Origin of the sequence: Pseudomonas sp. FP1762 (assembly GCF_030687105.1) — a bacterium.
Taxonomy (GTDB): Bacteria; Pseudomonadota; Gammaproteobacteria; order Pseudomonadales; family Pseudomonadaceae; genus Aquipseudomonas; species Aquipseudomonas siliginis.
Map to the genome: position 1 here is coordinate 2,963,611 of NZ_CP117458.1, position 18,119 is coordinate 2,981,729.

General features: G+C 61.5%; 13 protein-coding genes. 1 reads left to right on the top strand and 12 read right to left on the bottom strand.

The window, feature by feature from the left end; genetic code table 11:
• Positions 1–2,232, top strand: a complete 2,232-nt coding sequence (gene glgB, locus PSH90_RS13245; protein ID WP_252887902.1) for a 1,4-alpha-glucan branching protein GlgB — start codon at positions 1–3, stop codon at positions 2,230–2,232.
• Between the two features lie 116 nt (positions 2,233–2,348).
• On the opposite strand, the gene PSH90_RS13250 is transcribed toward glgB, so the two are convergent.
• The 12 genes from PSH90_RS13250 to treZ form a co-directional block, all read right to left on the bottom strand.
• Positions 2,349–3,401, bottom strand: a complete 1,053-nt coding sequence (locus PSH90_RS13250) for an autotransporter outer membrane beta-barrel domain-containing protein (protein ID WP_252885986.1) — start codon at positions 3,399–3,401, stop codon at positions 2,349–2,351.
• A gap of 379 nt (positions 3,402–3,780) precedes the next feature.
• Positions 3,781–4,563, bottom strand: a complete 783-nt coding sequence (locus tag PSH90_RS13255; RefSeq protein WP_056786852.1) for an endonuclease/exonuclease/phosphatase family protein — start codon at positions 4,561–4,563, stop codon at positions 3,781–3,783.
• 198 nt (positions 4,564–4,761) lie between these two features.
• Positions 4,762–5,520: a PIG-L deacetylase family protein gene (locus tag PSH90_RS13260; RefSeq protein WP_130912937.1), complete on the bottom strand. Its 759-nt coding sequence runs from the start codon at positions 5,518–5,520 to the stop codon at positions 4,762–4,764.
• 178 nt (positions 5,521–5,698) lie between these two features.
• Positions 5,699–6,358: a glycosyltransferase family 2 protein gene (locus PSH90_RS13265; protein WP_095179947.1), complete on the bottom strand. Its 660-nt coding sequence runs from the start codon at positions 6,356–6,358 to the stop codon at positions 5,699–5,701.
• Positions 6,355–6,954 (bottom strand): SAM-dependent methyltransferase, encoded by a 600-nt coding sequence (locus tag PSH90_RS13270; RefSeq protein WP_056785814.1) that lies wholly within the window; start codon positions 6,952–6,954, stop codon positions 6,355–6,357. The genes PSH90_RS13265 and PSH90_RS13270 overlap by 4 nt, the downstream gene beginning before the upstream one ends.
• The gene (locus tag PSH90_RS13275) at positions 6,951–7,709 is read right to left on the bottom strand and encodes a PIG-L deacetylase family protein (protein ID WP_252878128.1); all 759 of its coding nucleotides are present in this window, start codon (positions 7,707–7,709) and stop codon (positions 6,951–6,953) included. The genes PSH90_RS13270 and PSH90_RS13275 overlap by 4 nt, the downstream gene beginning before the upstream one ends.
• Positions 7,706–8,704 carry an acyl-CoA dehydrogenase gene (locus PSH90_RS13280; RefSeq protein WP_041480984.1) on the bottom strand — a complete coding sequence of 333 codons (999 nt, stop codon included), beginning with the start codon at positions 8,702–8,704 and terminating at the stop codon, positions 7,706–7,708. Before PSH90_RS13280 ends, PSH90_RS13275 begins: the two co-directional genes overlap by 4 nt.
• A 1-nt stretch (position 8,705) precedes the next feature.
• Complete coding sequence (gene glgX, locus PSH90_RS13285) at positions 8,706–10,865, bottom strand: glycogen debranching protein GlgX (protein WP_041480983.1); 2,160 nt, start codon at positions 10,863–10,865, stop codon at positions 8,706–8,708.
• A 239-nt stretch (positions 10,866–11,104) separates the two neighbouring features.
• Positions 11,105–11,443 (bottom strand): DUF2934 domain-containing protein, encoded by a 339-nt coding sequence (locus PSH90_RS13290; protein ID WP_095179950.1) that lies wholly within the window; start codon positions 11,441–11,443, stop codon positions 11,105–11,107.
• A gap of 21 nt (positions 11,444–11,464) precedes the next feature.
• The gene (locus PSH90_RS13295; RefSeq protein WP_305383060.1) at positions 11,465–14,239 is read right to left on the bottom strand and encodes a malto-oligosyltrehalose synthase; all 2,775 of its coding nucleotides are present in this window, start codon (positions 14,237–14,239) and stop codon (positions 11,465–11,467) included.
• A complete protein-coding gene (gene malQ, locus PSH90_RS13300) occupies positions 14,236–16,314 on the bottom strand; it encodes a 4-alpha-glucanotransferase (RefSeq protein WP_095179954.1) in 2,079 nt (692 codons plus the stop codon). Before malQ ends, PSH90_RS13295 begins: the two co-directional genes overlap by 4 nt.
• Positions 16,311–18,113, bottom strand: coding sequence for a malto-oligosyltrehalose trehalohydrolase (treZ, locus tag PSH90_RS13305; RefSeq protein WP_305383062.1), 1,803 nt, complete (start codon positions 18,111–18,113; stop codon positions 16,311–16,313). The genes malQ and treZ overlap by 4 nt, the downstream gene beginning before the upstream one ends.
• Positions 18,114–18,119 lie beyond the last annotated feature (6 nt).

Sequence of the window (18,119 nt, forward strand, 5' to 3'; positions counted from 1 at the left end):
ATGAGTTTCTCGAACAAGGAACAGGGTGTGGTAAAGGAAGCATTGTTACCCTCGGCGCGCGACATCGATGCTTTGGTGCGCGCTGAACATCAGGACCCGTTTTCCATTCTCGGCCCGCACGGCGATGGCGCCGGCGGGCAGTTCATCCGCGCCTATCTGCCCGGTGCGCTGAGTGTGGCAGTGCTGGACAAGGACAGCGGCGAAGAGCTTGGCCCGCTGGAGATGACCGAGACGCCGGGGCTGCTTGTCGGCCATTTCGATCAGGCGCGACCGTACCTGTTGCGCACGCGCTGGGCCGGTGGCGAGCAGGTCGCCGAAGATCCGTACAGCTTCGGCCAGTTGCTCGGCGAGATGGATTTGTATCTGTTCGCCGAAGGCAATCACCGTGACCTCAGCGCTTGCCTCGGTGCACAGCTGAAAACCGTTGATGGCGTGGACGGTGTGCGTTTTGCCGTGTGGGCACCGAATGCCCGCCGTGTTTCGGTGGTCGGCGATTTCAACGTCTGGGACGGTCGTCGCCACCCAATGCGGCTGCGCCATCCTTCCGGGGTCTGGGAACTGTTCATCCCGCGGCTGCAAGCGGGGGAGTTGTACAAGTACGAAATCCTCGGCGCCCACGGCATTCTGCCGCTCAAGGCCGACCCGATGGCACTGGCCACCAGCCTGCCGCCGGATACCGCTTCGAAAGTCGCCTCGCCATTACAGATCGACTGGCAGGATCACGAATGGATGAATTCCCGTCAGGATCGCCAGCAGCGATCCAAGCCTTTGTCGATCTATGAGTTGCACGCCGGTTCCTGGCAGTGCGAGCTGGATGATCTCGGTGAGGTCGCGCGCCAGTACACCTGGCCGGAGCTGGCCGAGCGCCTGATTCCTTATGTCAAAGAGCTGGGTTTCACGCACATCGAACTGATGCCGATCATGGAGCACCCGTTCGGCGGTTCGTGGGGCTATCAGTTGCTTTCGCAATTCGCCCCGAGTGCGCGTTATGGCACGCCGGATCAGTTCGCCGAGTTCGTCAACGCCTGTCACCAGGCCGACATCGGGGTGATTCTTGATTGGGTGCCGGCGCATTTCCCCACCGATACCCATGGTCTGGCGCAGTTCGACGGCACCGCGCTCTACGAATACGGCAACCCGCTGGAAGGCTTCCATCAGGATTGGGACACGCTGATCTACAACCTTGGTCGCACCGAAGTGCACGGTTACATGCTGGCCTCGGCGCTGCACTGGCTGAAACACTTCCATATCGACGGCCTGCGTGTCGATGCGGTGGCTTCGATGCTGTACCGCGACTATTCGCGCAAGGCGGGCGAATGGGTGCCGAATCGCCACGGCGGTCGGGAGAACCTGGAGGCCATCGACTTCCTGCGGCATTTGAACGACGTGGTTGAGCTGGAAGCGCCGGGTGCGCTGGTGATTGCCGAAGAGTCCACCGCATGGCCGGGCGTCAGCCAGAGCACCCAGCAGGGCGGTCTCGGGTTTGCCTACAAATGGAACATGGGATGGATGCACGATTCGCTGCACTACATCCAGCAGGACCCGGTGTACCGCGCCCATCACCACAACGAGTTGAGCTTTGGTCTGGTCTACGCCTGGTCCGAGCGCTTCATCCTGCCGATTTCCCACGACGAAGTGGTGCACGGCAAACACTCGCTGATCGACAAGATGCCCGGCGACCGCTGGCAGAAGTTCGCCAACCTGCGTGCTTATCTGAGCTTCATGTGGACGCACCCGGGCAAGAAATTGCTGTTCATGGGCTGCGAGTTTGGTCAATGGCGCGAGTGGAACCACGATCAGCAACTGGACTGGTACCTGCTGCAGTATTCCGAGCACAAAGGCGTGCAGAAACTGGTGGGCGATCTCAATCGGCTGTATCGCGAAGAGCCGGCACTGCACGACCAGGACGATGCGCCGCAGGGCTTTCAGTGGTTGATTGGCGATGATGCGATCAACAGCGTTTACGCGTGGTTGCGCTGGAGCAAGGATGGCTCGCCGGTGCTGGTGGTTGCCAACTTCACCCCGGTACCGCGCCAGGCGTATCGGGTCGGCGTGCCGTTTGCCGGGCGCTGGACCGAGCTGTTCAACAGTGACGCCGACATTTACGCCGGCTCCAACTATGGCAATGGCGGCGGGGCAGTGACCGAAGAAGTGCCAAGCCATGGTCAGTCGTTGTCGCTGGAACTGAACCTGCCACCATTGGCGGTGTTGATTCTCAAGCCGCAGGGCTAGCACCTGTGGGAGCGAGCCTGCTCGCGAAGGCGCCATGTCAGTCAACGATGATGTTGAAGGTGGCACCGCTTTCGCGAGCAGGCTCGCTCCCACAAGGTTCTTCAGCGTTCAGCAGATCACCAACGCATCCGCACTCCAAGGCTGCCGATAATGCCGTTCAGGTCATTGTCATCCACATCGCTGCTGTAATCGGCGCTCATGTACAGGCTTACCGCCGGTGTGACCCGCGCCACCAGTCCCAAGCCCAATTCCACTGTTGAAGACTTGCGGCTGCTGCTGATCTTGTCGACCTGATCGAGGGTCACCGTGCTGCCGGTGTACACCGTGTGCCAAAGGTTGGTGCGCACGTAGGGTTCAACAGGCAACCCGTTCAAGTCATAACTGCCTTTCAATCGCGCACCGACACGGCCACTCCACGCGGTCAGGTCGGTCGACGAGGCGTTGCCCGAGCCGGCATAAGGCGCGTCGAGGCTGATGCGCTGGTTGATCAGTTGCGCCTGTGGTTCGATCACCCAGTTGTCACTCAAGCCGATCGGATAACCGCCTTCAACGGAAAAGGTCATCGCGTTGCCTTCGGTGGCTTGCCGATTGCCTTGTGGGCTCCGACTGAAACCGCTGACCCGACCGCCACTGGCCGACAGGTCGACGTGCCAGCCCTGCGCACCGACCAGGCTGTAATAGGCGCCAAGGCTCTGGCCTTGCAGGTTGAGGCTGTCAGTGTTGCGGTCGGCGAGGGCGCGTCGGGTCAGCGCACCACCGGCATTCATCTGAATCTGATTATCGCCGCCGATCAGACCAAGGGTCTGGGTGGCACCACTGCTGCTTTTCAACGTGACCACCGCCGGGCCTTTGAACTCGCCGCCAGGCATCGCGTAACCGGAGGACAATGCATCCGTCTGCGCGCGCCGGGCGCTTTTGCCGTACAGCTCGTCCCATGCGGAGGGCGCAAGATCTTCGGTGATCAGGCGCGAACTCTGCTGACTCAATGGCAGCGGTCCGGGCGTTATCACGGTCACTGGCAAGGTCATCACAGGGACATCGGCGCGATACCACGCGCGTTCATCCGCCGAAAATTCCGCATGCGCCTCCATGGACGAGCACAGCAACAGCGAACCTGACACTGTGCAAAAGGTGATTTTCAATTCATGTGGGGTCAGTGAAGTTTTCATGGAGGTCTACCTTGCAAGCGCATGCGTCATCTCGAGTTTGGCGTCTCTCCTACCCCGAACGAGGGGCGACCGAATAGAGCGGGGCGAACCGCGGCTGCTCGATTTCGCGAGTGCCGGAAGGTCAGCCCCAGTAGTGATTCCGGGGGTAGTAAGGTAGAGATAAGAAGAGCGACGCCTGCGCGTCAAGAAAATGCACGATGAATGGCGCGCTTAAATCAGCAACCGCAAGCGTTTGTTTTTCTGCACATAACTAAGTGCTTGTTTGCATGGAAAAACGCTTGCGAAGGGTGCATCTGACGGTTTTTTGCCGCCGACGAAAGGTCCTTCCGAGCGGTAATTGCCGGAACGATCTGTCATTAGATGGCTGTCAAAAATGCAGCTAGAGGTGCACTTCAACCGCCAAGGGAAGATGATCCGACAAATGCGTCCACGGCTTGTTGCCGAGAATCCTTGGATCGTGGCTGCTGGCATTGCGCAGGTAAATCCGGTCCAGGCGCAACAGCGGAAAACGCGCCGGATAGGTTTTCGCCGGGCGCCCATGATGACGTTCAAAAGCTTCGTGCAAATAGTCGCGACGGGCGAGGGCGGCGTTGCCCTGCAACTGCCAGTCATTGAAATCACCGGCAATGATCACCGGCGCATCGTCGGGCAGTGATTCAAGCAACTGGCAAAGCAGCTGCAACTGCAATTGCCGATGGCTTTCCAGCAGACTCAAATGCACACAGATCGCGTGCACCTCGGCATGCCCGGGCACATCCAGGATGCAGTGCAACAGCCCGCGCCGTTCAGGCCCGGTGATCGACACGTCGAGGTTGCGATATTCGCGGATCGGGTATTTCGACAGCAGCGCGTTGCCGTGGTGGCCGTCGGGGTAAACGGCGTTGCGGCCGTAGGCAAAATCGCTCCACATACTGTCGGCGAGGAATTCGTATTGCGAGGTCTGCGGCCAGTCGTTGTAGCGACTCGAATGGCGTTCGTGTTCACCCACCACTTCCTGCAGAAACACCAGATCGGCCGAGGTACTGCGCATCGCTTCGCGCAGCTCCGGGAGAACGAACCGTCGATTCAGCGCGGTGAAGCCCTTGTGGGTGTTGACCGTGAGTACCCGCAGGCGATGAATGACTGGCGCGTCGACCACTTGACGCTTGGGATCGCTGGACACGTTCACTCCTCTGATTTGGGCCATGCCTGTTCATGCGACTGGTTTGAGGGGGTGGCAGTTCCTTCCGATGATTCACTGCTGGGCCAATGTGGGAGCGAGCCTGCTCGCGAAGACTTCATCACGTTCAATACATCTGACACATGACACACCGCTTTCGCGAGCAGGCTCGCTCCCACAGGTATTGTGAGCTTCCGCCGTTCAGAAGAAGACGATTTCATACGGCAAGCGCATCCGCTCCAGCAGCACCGGCGGCAGCAGCGGGGCGATGCCGATGGCCGGTTCGCCTTTGAGCTGGCTGGCGTAGGCGTGGGTCGCGTGGCTTTTGCGCGCTACGGTCCAGGTGTCGAGACGCAGCTTGCGCGCGCGTTCCCAGGGAATCATGCGCTGCTCGCGCTCCGGCCAGTGCCAGGCCCACACCGGCACATCGTGATAGGTCGCCCCGGCCTTTTGCGCCGCGTCGAAACTGGCGCGGCCGACCACTTCATGATCCGGCGGGCCATCCTTGCGCCAGGTACTGAACACTACGTCGCCCGGTCGCAGGTAGCGGCCGATGAACTCGGTGAGCTGGCTTTGCTGATCACTCAGTGCGTTGTCGGTAAAGCCGCCGCGCACCCACTTCAGGCTGTGCATGGGCAGGCCGAGGCGGCGCAGGGCTTCGACGCTTTCCTGCGGGCGGAATACACTCAGGCGTTGTTCCGACCATTGCCGCGAGCCGGGGTGGCTGGCGCTGCCGTCGGTAATCGAGAGCAATTGCAGGGGATGGCCAAGGCTGGAGAGCAATTGCAGCAAACCGCCGCAAGTGACCACTTCATCGCCCGGATGCGGGGCGATGACCACGGCGCGGGCGCCGGCGGGAACCAGGCTGTGGGTGTTGATGACGGGAATATTGTCGAGTTGCGGCGCGCTGTTCCAGATCTGTGCTGGCAGGCCGTGTTCGTTGAGCAATGACGATTTCATGAGTGCGACGTCCTTGTGGTAGCTCGCCCTCAGTCGTGAGCAGCCAACGCTGATCGCGGCCCGTGAAGGCAAATGAATAGCAACGGTGCAGTGCTCCAACCCTTGGATTACTGCGAGGCAGAGTATTGCTCAAGACAGCCGATTCGTCGCGTCACAGATCAATCTGATCCGTATTTTTTTATTCCAGCTGTGCCAGATTGCGCAGAAAGTCACCGAATCCGCCCTTGGCCCGACTGTCGAGACGGGCGCTGGTGTGCACTTGCGGGCGATGACTCCAGGCGATATTCGCACCGCTGCGCTCCAGCGCACGCACCAGTTGCACGTCCTCGTCACAGGTCAGCGGTTTGAAACCGCCGGCCAGGCGATAAGCCTCGGCGCTGACACCGAGGTTGGCGCCGTGAATGTGTCGATGGCCATCGCGGGCCTGATAATGGCGGTGATAGCGAATCTGCGCCGCTTCATCGATCGATTCGTGCCAGTGCTCGACGGTCACCGTGCCGCACACTGCGTCCGCCTCCAGTCCCAGTTGCGCCGCCAGCCAGTCATCGGCGACGCGGCTGTCGGCGTCAGTGCAGGCGATCCAGCGGGCACCGCGCTCGAGCAGCAGTCGCGCACCGGCGGCTCGGGCTTCGCCGACGTTGCGTGCGTCGATCTGCAGGCTCAGCACCGGATAAGCGCTGACAATCTGCGCCGAGGCGTCGCTGCAACTGTCGAGCACCACCAGGATTTCCACCGGCTCGCCGGCCAGTTGCCCATGCTGGCTGGCCCGCAGGGCGGCGCGCAGGCATTCATCGAGCAGCGCTTCTTCGTTGTGTGCAGGAATCACGATACCGATCAACGCAAGCCCTCCAGTGCCGCCACCGAGCGTGGCTCGCGGCTCCACAGTTCGAGAATGAAATCCGCTTCCTGATGCAGCACCAGACGCGGCAAAGCCAATTGATCGTGAATCTGATCGTGGACCTGACGTGCATTCAGCGGGCAGCCCTCGATCGGCGGGCGCCAGTGGCAGGCCAGCAATTGGCCGTCGGCGGTCAGTGACTCACTGATCCGGCGGATCATTTCTGTCAGATCTTTTTCGTCGAGGTAGTAGCCGATTTCGCTGAATACAATCAGGTCGAATTTTTCCTCCGGCCAGTCAGCCGGGAGGCGTCCCTGACGGACTTCGGCATGCTCGAACACGCTCAAGCGCGTACGCGCCAGCTTCACTGCCGCGCTCGCCGTGTCGCAGCACAACAGGCGGTCGCAGCGCGGAGCCAGTTCTGCACTCAGTTCGCCGTTGGCGCAACCCGGTTCGAACACCGACCTGTAGCGCGGACGCGGCAGGGCGGCGAGGGTGATCGCGCGCTTGCGCTGCTCGTACCAGCGCTGGCGGAACGCCCATGGGTCGTCATTGCCCGCGAACAGGCCGTCGAAATAGCGATCATCGACGCTCACAGGAACACCACTTCAAAAGGTTGCAGCAAACGATCAAGCACATAGGGCGCAAGCACCGGCCCGAGCCCGACGTCGCGGTCGCCTTCCAACTGGCTGGCGAACGCGTGGGCCGCGTGGCGTTTGCGCGCGATGTGCGTGGGTGACAGAAGAATCTTGCGCGCGCGTTCCCATGGTACCGAGGCGTCTTCCGGGGTTGCCCAGTGCCAGGTCCAGACCGGAAGTTCATGGCAGGTCGCACCGACGCGTCGCGCCGCCTCGACACTGGCGCGGCCGACGGCCTCATGATCGCTGTGGCCGTCCTGGCGCCAGGTAGTGAAAACCACGTCACTGGCATGCAGATACCCGGCGATGAATTCGCTCAACCCGGTTTCCTGAGCCGCCACTTGGGTGTCGGTAAACCCGCCGCGCAGCCATTTCAGGCTGTGCATCGGCAAGCCGAGGCGGCGCAGAGCTTCGGCGGATTCCTGCGGTCGCACCACGCTCAAGCGTTCGACCGTCCAGCGTTGCGAGCCGGGGTGACTGGCGCTGCCATCGGTAACCGAGATCAATTGCAACGGCCGTCCGGCTGCCGCCAGCAACTGCATGATGCCGCCGCAACCGAGCACTTCGTCATCCGGATGCGGCGCGATGATCACCGCCCGCGAACCCAGCGGTACCAGGTCAAGAACGTCGATGGCGGGCAGTTCGGCCAGACGCCGCGAACCCTGCCATTGCTGCAGTGAAGTGCCCTGGCCGACGATCGGGTTGTCCTTCATAACGCCCAGACCTCGCAGGATTGACCGGCAATCCGCTGGCCCAGCGCAGCAAGGTCGCGCTCGGCGTGACTCTGGCGCAGAAACACCGGCAAGTCGGCACTCAGTCGCGCAAAATGCCGATCCTGACAAAACGGCCCGGCACCCAGCGCCCGCCCGACTTCACGCATGACCTGTTCGGCAGACTGTTCGACCACCGCGCGGGCGCGACGGGCCAGCAGTTCAGCGTCAGCCTCAGGCTGCGCATCGATTTGCAACGCGCTGAAGCGCAACACGTCGGCCGCTGCTTGCAGTGCTGTGTCAGTCGCACCGAGATGGGCGAGGGCGTGCGGTTCATCGCGTTGCGCGCAATGCTGACGCAGCCCTTCGGCAATCCGCCGTGAAGCGCCGTACCAGCAAGCCGCGATACCGATCCCGCCCTGCCAGAACCCCGGCCGTTGCAGGTAATCACCGGGGTTGCCAATGGCCTGCGCTTCGGCGTTTTCAAACAGCACTTCTACGCTGCCGGTGGCCGCCATGCCCACGGCTTGCCAGCCCTGATCGGTGATGGTCACGCCGGGTTGATCGAGTGCGACTGCAACCAATTGCTGCTGATCATCAGCGTCCCATGCAGTGAGCAAGGCGTGGCTGAGCACCGCCGCGCCAGAACACCAGGCCTTGCGCCCGTTCAGCGTCACCATATGCCCGGCCGGCGTAACTTTTACCCGCGCCTGCGGCGGCTCGGCAGCCCACATGCCCCACGTGCTGCCTGGGGTTGGCGTACCGCCCAATTGCTCGATGATCGCCAGCGCATCCGTGTGGCCTTCATAGAGTTTGCACAGCCCAAGATCGTGTCCGCCCACCTCCGATAGACGCTGGAAGCGCTCCAGCGTGTGACCGCTGCCGGGCAACGGCAAGCGGTCAAGGCCGGCCTCGACCATTGCCCGCAAGCAACGGCCGAGGGCATTGGTATCGGCGTAATCTGGCGGACGGCGAGCCAGATAATGTTGAAAGTCCATATCAATCTTCTTCGTCACGTTGCAGTTCGAACAACAGCAACGAACGCCCGGTCACCGAATACTCGTGGCCGAATTCGAAGCGTTCCTGGCCGCGAATCGACGGCTGATTGGTATCGATCATGCACGTCCAGAAGCCACCATCCGGTACTTCCGGCAGGGTGAAGTTGACGATGTCATGGTGTGCGTTGACCACCAGCAGCAGAGTTGCGTCGGCACCTTTGCGACGGATGCCGGTTTCCTGTGCGCGACCGTCGAGCAGCATGCCCAGGCAGCGATTGTGCGCATCGTGCCAGTGCTCGGTGGTCATTTCGGTGGCGTCCGGTGCCAGCCAGGTCACGTCCTTGACGCCGATGTCCTCGTTGTACTCGCCGACCAGGAACCGTCCGCGACGCAGGATCGGATAAGTCAGGCGCAGCTTGATCAGGCGTTTGACGAACTTGAGCAGGGCCTTGCCGTCCTCGCTCAGGTCCCAGTTGACCCAGCCGATTTCGCTGTCCTGGCAATAGGCGTTGTTGTTGCCGTCCTGGGTGCGGGCGAATTCATCACCGGCGACGATCATCGGCGTACCTTGAGCCAGCAGCAGAGTGGCGAAGAAATTGCGCATCTGCCGGTGGCGCAGAGCGTTGATTTCCGGATCGTCGGTCGGGCCTTCGACGCCGTGGTTCCACGACAGGTTGTTGTTGCTGCCGTCCTGATTGTTTTCGTCGTTGGCTTCGTTGTGCTTGTCGTTGTACGAGACCAGATCGTTGAGAGTGAAACCGTCGTGGGCGGTGATGAAGTTCACCGACGAATACGGCCGGCGCCCGCGCTGGTTGAACATTTCGCCGGAAGCGGTCATGCGGCTGGCGAAATCGGCAAGCTGAGCGTCGTCACCTTTCCAGAACGCACGCACGGTGTCGCGGAACTTGTCGTTCCACTCAACCCAGCCCGGCGGAAAGTTGCCGACCTGATAACCGCCGGGACCGCAGTCCCAGGGTTCGGCGATCATCTTCACCTGACGCAGCACCGGGTCCTGACGGCAGGCGACGAGGAAGCTGTGGCGCTCGTCGAAACCATCGTGGTAACGGCCAAGAATGGTTGCCAGGTCGAAACGGAAACCGTCGACGTGCATCTCACTGGCCCAGTAGCGCAGGGAGTCAGTGACCATTTGCAGCACGCACGGGTGACTCAAGTCCAGGGTGTTACCGGTGCCGGAGTCGTTGATGTAGTAGCGCTTGTCGTCGGGCATCAAGCGGTAGTAAGAGGCGTTGTCGATACCGCGCATCGACAGGGTCGGGCCTTGCTCGTTGCCTTCGGCGGTGTGGTTGTACACCACGTCGAGAATGACTTCGAGATTGGCATCGTGCAGGTGCGCGACCATTTCCTTGAATTCGGCAATCTTGCCGCTGGCCAGATAACGCGGGTCCGGGGCGAAGAACGCGATGCTGTTATAGCCCCAATAGTTGGTCATGCCCTTTTGCAGCAGATGCTGATCGTTGACGAAGGCGTGAATCGGCAGCAGTTCGACAGACGAAACACCGAGCTTGCGAATGTGCTCGAGCACGTCGTCGACCATCAAGCCGCCAAAGGTGCCGCGCAGGTTTTCCGGCACCGAAGGGTGACGCATGCTGATGCCGCGCACGTGGGTTTCGTAAATGATGGTCTTGTCCCACGGCACGCTGACGCGATGGTCATTGCCCCAGGTGTGGGCCGGGTCGATGACCTTGCACTTGGGCACGAATGGCGCGCTGTCACGCTCGTCGAAACTCAGGTCGGCGTCGGGGTGGCCGATGGTGTAGCCGAACAGGGCTTCCGACCATTTCAGCTCACCGACCAATTGTTTGGCGTAAGGGTCGATCAGCAGTTTGTTGTGGTTGAAACGGTGACCATTGGCCGGGTCATAAGGACCATAAACGCGGTAGCCGTAGATCAAGCCAGGATGCGCATCCGGCAGGTAGCCGTGGTAGATCTCATCGGTGTATTCCGGCAGCTCGATGCGTTCGAGTTCGACTTCGCCGGCATCGTCGAAAATGCACAGCTCAACCTTGGTGGCGTTGGCGGAAAACAGAGCAAAGTTCACCCCCAGACCATCCCAGGTCGCACCCAGCGGGAAGGGCAGGCCTTCACGGATTCTCGATGGCTCGGCGTGCGCAGCGGGTTCGGCTTTCTTTGGACGGGTCATGATTGCTCCTGCAAAAAAACGGGACAGTTCAGGCAATGAGATTTCCTTGTGGGAGCGAGCCTGCTCGCGAAAGCGTCGGTACATTCGACGTTTTCACCAACTGACCTAGCGCTTTCGCGAGCAGGCTCGCTCCCACAGGGTGGTGTGTTTTGCCCCAAGAAGGGCTTTCTTCGGGGCGCAAGAACCCCTTGTGGCGAGCACGCTCGCCACACAGTCATTCAGTTCAAAAATGGATCGGGTCAGTTCGCCGGAGGCTTCTTCGCTGCTCGCGGCTTTTTCTCGGCAGCCTTTTCGCCCGGCGGGACTACTTTTGCCGTGGCCGCAGGCTTGGCTTTCGCCGCTGGTTTGGCTTTGGCGGCTGCCGGTGTCTTGCCGTCGGTGCTTTTCGCTGTTGCCGCTGTAGTCTTGCCAGCCACTTTGCTGCCAGCCGCCTTGGGTGGCTTCTTGGGTGCCAGCGCTTCGGCCTCGGCCAACTTGCGCGCCATTTCCCAATGACGTTCTTCGTGGCCTTCAGGTTTCCCTTCCGACTCCCAGATCTGATAGGCGAATTCGCGAATGCGTTTATCGTCGGTGCTCATCGCAATGCTCCTGAACTGAACTCATGCTTGTGTTAAGTGTTGGATAAAGAGATTGACCGGGACATCCCCCAGCGCTTCGCTGACATTCAGCTCCCTGTTTTGTGTGACTACGCTGCTTGCAAAAAGTCCCTTCAGGTTTGCATCCGAAGCGGCAGACGGTAAAACCACCCGCGTATCGCCCCAGCGCAGCGCATCGACCTGCGGGATGGCACTGTTTTCCAGCAACGTAGCGCAACGCACCGGCACCACCACAATCGCCCGCACGCCCAGATGTTCACGCGCGAACGCCAGCACGTTGTGCGCCTGACTGCCCAGTACTTCCAATGGCTGGTAATCGCCACGGCGGAACAGTTCGCCGTGGTCCTTGCGCAGGTTCAACACCTTGCTGATCAGCGCCTGTTTGATGCGCCCGTCACGCCAGTCCTTGAGCAGTTCGGTACCCGGCACGGATGCCTGCAACGCTTGCTCGCGGGCGGCGTAATCCACCGGGCGGCGGTTGTCCGGGTCTACCAGACTGAAATCCCAGTACTCGTTGCCCTGATAGAGATCCGGCACACCCGGCACGGTCATGCGCAGCAAGGTTTGCGCCAGCCCGTTGAGCGCGCCGGCAGCGGCGATGCTGTTGACGGTCTTGCTCAGCGCCGCGCGCAGCAATTCGCCTTCTTCGCCGGTCAGCAGTTTTTCCGTGAAGGCTTGCGCTGCGTTTTCATAGGCTTCATTCGGCGCGCTCCAGCTGCTTTGCAGCTTGGCTTCGCGCAGGGCTTTCTGTTGCCACTGCCAGATGCGCTTGGCGTAATCGGCGAAACCGGCCTTGTCGTCGTCCTGCAGGTCCAGCGGCCAACTGCCGAGCAATGCCTGATAGAGGATCAGTTCGTCGCCAGCGGAAGGCGCGTCATCTTCGATGCGCACGGGGCGGGCGAGGGCGCGCCACAGTTCGACCTGATCGGCGTACCAATGGCTGCGCTCGCTGAGTACGGCCAACCGGGCGCGGGTGTCTTCGCCGCGCTTATGGTCATGGGTGGCAGTCGCGAGCAGGTTGTCAGGAAACTCGGCCATGCGCTGTTGATTGACTTCGTGGAATTCGCTGACCGGCGCGCTGAATTGCTCGGTGTTGTAACCGACATCATTGCGCGACAGCAGCACCGCCGAGCGATACAGCGCAGTATCTTCCACAGCCTTGGCCGCTGCCGGCGAAGTCAGTTGCTGGAACCGCACGCAGGCATGCTTGAGGATCTTGCGCGAGCGCCCGCGCGGCTTGCGTCGCCATGGCGTGCCGCCGAGCCAGCTGGCAACCGAGTCGAGCACGGGCCAGTCAGCTTCGCTGAGGGTCTGCCGCGCACCGTCCATGGCGTGCTGAAAAATCGCCTCGTCCTGTTCCGAGCGGCCCAAGGCGCTGATGTAGGTGCGGTAAACCGGGAAGTGCACGATCAACGCATGCAGCACGCGGCGAATCGCGCCCAGGGTCAGGTCGCGGGTCATCAAGTCATCACGTGCTACCTGATGCAGCGCCTGGGCAACACTTTCGAAGTCGCTGGCCAGCGAACCATTGAGGATTTGCTGACGGGCCAGTTGCGCTTCTTCCATGAACGCTGCCGGGCGCTCGGTGCGGCGCTGCCAGAGTTCGCCGAGGACATGTTCGCCGTCCGGGTCGTGTTGCAGCAGCGACAGCTGATTCATGAACTCGTAACCGGTGGTGCCGTCGACGCTCCAGTCGCGGCGCAGGGTTTCGCCCTCGCCGAGGATCTTCTCGACATAGATCGGCAGATGACGTCCCGGTGCCAAGTGATCCAGACGCCGACGCAACTTGCGGCAGTAGCCACGCGGGTCGGCGAGGCCGTCGATGTGGTCGATGCGCAGGCCGTCGACCAGACCTTCTTCAACCAATTGGAAGATCTTGCCGTGGGTTGCTTCGAACACTGCCGGGCGCTCCACGCGCAGACCGCCAAGCTCGTTGATGTCGAAGAAGCGCCGCCAGTTGATGTCGTCCGCCGCCGTGCGCCAACTGGCCAGGCGATAGCTTTGCCGCTCGAGCAACTCGTGGAGCTTGTGGAAGCCCTCGTCAGTGGTGGAATCGTATTGGGCGACATTGCTTTCGATGGTGGCCAGAACACGCGGATCGCTTGCCAGCTCTCGCAACTCCTGCTTCAGCGGGATCGCCAGCGAGTGAGCATCGGTCTGGTAACTGAGCGTACTGAAACGATCTGCCAGCGATTTCAGCGTGTCGTCGGACTTGAGCAGCTCGCCATAGTTGTTCGGGCAGATCGGGAAGTGGTGGTCGTAATGCTCGACGTAAAAAGTCCCGGTCTGCGCGTTGAATTTGAGCTTGAGTGTGCCTTCCTGCAACGCCACCCCGTAGTCACTGCCAAGGAACGGCAGCAGCAATTGGCCTTCCATCAACGGGTCCGGCGAGTGCCACTGAATGTCGAAGAATTCGCCGTACGGACTCAGGCGTCCCCATTCGAGCAGGTCAAGCCACCACGGGTTGTCATTGCCGCCCACGGCCATGTGGTTGGAAACGATGTCGAGGATCAGCCCCATGTTGTGTTCACGCAGGGTGCTGACCAGTTGGCGCAATGCCGGCTCGCCGCCCAGCTCCGGATTGACCTGGGTCGGGTCGACCACGTCGTAGCCATGCATGGAACCGGCGCGCGCCGCCAGCAGTGGCGAGGCGTAGATATGGCTGATGCCGAGTCGGGCAAAGTACGGCACCAGTGGCACCGCTTGTTCGAGGGTAAAACCTTTATGAAATTGCAGGCGCAAGGTGGCGCGCAGTGGCTGGATTTGCTGTTGATTCATTGGTCACGCTCAGAGGCTTGAAGGCGCGCGCAGGCCAGCAGTTCCAGGCGGCGGGCGGCATCGGGGCCGTCCAGCAACGCTTCGCTGGGACCGGGCAAACGTCGCGACCAGTTCGGATGTGAATCGGTGGTGCCAGGCAGATTCGGCTGTTCATCGATACCCAGGGCATCTTCCAGCGGCAGCAGCACCAGCGGCGCGCGGGTGTGCCCGAGGAAACGCACACTAGCATCGACCACTTGATCTGCTTCGTGAGACTCTTCGCGGAAGTTCTGTGGATCCTGACGCAGCGCATCGCGCAGGCCTTCGCGTTCACGCTCGCGATGCCGGCGCCAGTCGATTTCGCCGTTGGCATCGACCAGACCGAGGCGCGCGTTCCAGTCGATATCGCGGCCATGCCACCAGCCATTGAGTGTCGGCAGGTCATGGGTGCTGGTGGTGGCCAGGGCATCATCCGGCCAGTCGAGAATCGGTTTGAAGCGGGTATTGTCCTGTTCGAACAACAGCACGCGCATGCCCAGAATCGAGCGCGCGGCGAGTTTTTCCCGCAGGCCTTCCGGCACGGTGCCGAGGTCTTCGCCAAGTACGATGGCTTGATGCCGATGCGACTCGAGGGCCAGCAGACGCAGCATGTCGTCGAACGGGTAATACAGATAGGCGCCATCGGCCGGGGCGGCGCCGTTGGGAATCACCCACAGGCGTTGCAGGCCCATGACATGGTCGATGCGCAGGCCTCCGGCGTGGGCGAAGTTGGCGCGCAGCATCTCGATGAAGGCACGGAAACCGTTGCGGATCAGCCCTTCCGGCGAGAACGCGGAAATGCCCCAACCCTGGCCGCTGCGATTCAGGATGTCCGGCGGCGCGCCAACGGTCAGCGAGGCGAGCAATTCATCCTGGAAACTCCAGGCCTGACTGCCGGCACCGTCAGCACCGACGGCGAGGTCGGCGATCAGGCCAATGCCCATGCCGGCACTGCGCGCGGCAGATTGCACGCGCTCGAGGCAGCGATGGATCAGCCATTGGCAGAAGGCGAAATAACCTATGCGCTCGGCATATTCTTCGGCAAAAGCGCCCAGCGCCGCGCCGCGCGGGTCGTGCCAGTGCTCCGGCCATTCGCGCCAGTCGAGGCTTTCGCCACGGGCGGCGCGCATTTCCTGAATCGCTTCGAAGCGACAATGATTCTCCAGCGCTTCGCCACCGGCATGACGGAAACTGGCGAAGTCGGCGTGCAGCGGATGCTCGCCAGCGACGAAACCATCATATAAGGCTTGCAGCAGTTTCTGCTTGGCTTGGGCGGCGGCAGGCCAGTCGATCAGCTTGAGATTTTCCAACTGGTCGAACTGCGCGGCCAGGCCACTGGCATCGATTGCGTCACGCAATGCGCGCTCGCCGAGAATGCTGCCCGGCGCTGCGTACAGTGAATTGAGAAACAAGCGGCTGGACGGCGAATAAGGGCTGTAGCGGCCATTGTCTGAGCTGAACATCGCGTGCATCGGACTGATCGCCAGCGCATCGGCGCCGCGTTCACCCGCTACACGAACCAATTCCTCCAGCGCCTGGGTGTCGCCGAAACCACCGTCACCCGGACGGCGCAGCGAATACAACTGGGCGCTCAGACCCCAGGCGCGCGGGATCGGGCTATCGACCGCATCGCCAACGCTGAAACAACGCTCAGGCGCCACAGCGAGAGTGAAATACTGATCGCCGATGTGCACTTGCTGGTAACCGACCGGAATCAAGCCGGGCAACATGGCTTCGTTGTCCAGCTTGAGGTTCATCTGCGAGCCGTCTTCAAGATGAATCTCGCAGGGCGTCTCCGGTGTGAAGTAGCGACTCAGGTCGAGGGCAACGCCAACGTCGCAGGTCAGCAGGGGCGGCAGATGGCGGTCTTGCTGGACTTCTTGCAGTTGCAACAGGCTGGCATCGATTTCTTGCGCGGTGCTGGCGGGGTGGCCGAGTCCGATCAGGACATTGCGCAACACAGCGGGAGCGACTTTTTGCTGACGCCCGTTGGCGTCGATCCAGTCGACGGCAAGGCCGGCTCGACTGGCGAGTATTTCCAGTTGCGCATCGCTCATAGGCGCTCTCCATCCAGGGGGTGCAAAAGGGGTGCGGCCGTGAGGCTGACGAGCGCGGTGTACGCCGGCAGTTGGTTCGGGTCCGACAGTTCGATCGCGGCTGGCTGTTGAAACAGCCACTCGGTATCGGTCTGTGCAGGGTTGACCGCTGGCGTGTCACTGAGGTTCAGGTCAATTCGCAGCTCACTGCCGTTGCCCAGCCGCCAGCGCGCGCTGACCGCTCCATAGCCGAGCATTTGCGCGCCCAGAGCCTGGGTCCCGGAGAGATGGGGAATGATGTACTGATGGCGCAACTTCAGCAGTTGCCGGTAGAGCTCATGGGTCTGCTGTTGCAATGGCGTGCCGCTCCCGGACAGTCGCGGCTGCGAAGCGTGGAAGGTGCTTTCGGCATTTGGATCAGGGATCTGTTCGCGCTTGTGCGGATCGGTAAAGGCACTGAATGCGGCGAACTCGTTGCGCCGACCTTCACGCACCAGTTCCGCCAGTTCACCGTGGTGGCTGGTGAAAAACAGGAACGGTTGCTCGGCGGCAAACTCGTCGCCCATGAACATCAGCGGAATCATCGGCGACAGCAGCAACAACACCGTCGCCGCCTGCACCGCACGCGGGTCGGCAAGCTGATGCAGACGTTCGCCAAAGGCGCGGTTGCCGATCTGGTCATGGTTCTGCAGGAACAACACGAAAGCGGTGGAGGGCAGATGTTCGCTCGGCTCGCCGCGAGGTTCGCCATGGCGAGTGATGTGGCCCTGGAATACGAAGCCCTGACTCAGGCAGCGCACCAGTTGCTCGGTGGGCTGCGCGGCATAGTCAGCGTAATAGGCGTCGGTTTCGCCTGTCAGCAGCACGTGCAACGCGTTATGACCGTCATCGTTCCATTGCGCGTCGTAATCGTTTTCCAGCAGGCTCGACTGGTTCAGCTCGTTTTCGACGGTCAGCCAGACGTGCCGGGTCGGGTCGATCTGCTGGCGAATGCGCCGGGCCAGATCGCTGAGGAAATCCGGGTCTTCCATCGCGTGCACCGCGTCCAGACGCAGGCCGTCGAAACGGTATTCGAGCAGCCACATCAGTGCATTCTCAATGAAGAACTCGCGCACTTCCGGGCGGCGGAAATCGATCGCTGCGCCCCATGGCGTGTGCTTGTCCTCGCGGAAAAAGCCTTTGGCGTAACGATGCAGATAGTTGCCGTCGGGGCCGAAGTGGTTGTAGACGACGTCGAGAATCACCGCCAGGCCATGGCCGTGGGCGCTGTCGATCAGGTGTTTGAGTTGTTCGGGGGTGCCGTAGGAGGCTTGAGGTGCATAGGGCAGCACCCCGTCGTAACCCCAGTTGCGATCACCCGGAAATTGCGCCAGCGGCATCAGTTCGATCGCGGTGATGCCCAGCGCCACCAGCCGCGCCATATGCTGTTCGACTTCTGCAAATCCACCGAGCGCACCGACGTGCAACTCATAAATTACCGCTTCACTCCACGGCCGACCATTCCAGGTCGTGTGCCGCCATTGATAGGCATGGGGGTCGACCACCACGCTGTGGCGGTCAAGGTCACCATCCTGCGCTCTGGAGGCCGGGTCCGGCACCTCCAGTTCGCCATCGATGCAGTAACGGTAGCGACTGCCCGCCGGGCAATTGGCCTTGATTACAAACCAACCGTCACCCTGAGGCAGCATGGGCAACGATTTTCCATCTTCCAGTTCCACACTGACGTAGAACGCGTCAGGCGCCCACAACGCAAATTGCGTGTGCTCGGCATCCAGCATGATCGCGCCGTGGGGCCAGGTTTCTTGGGTCCTTGACGGCATTTTCTG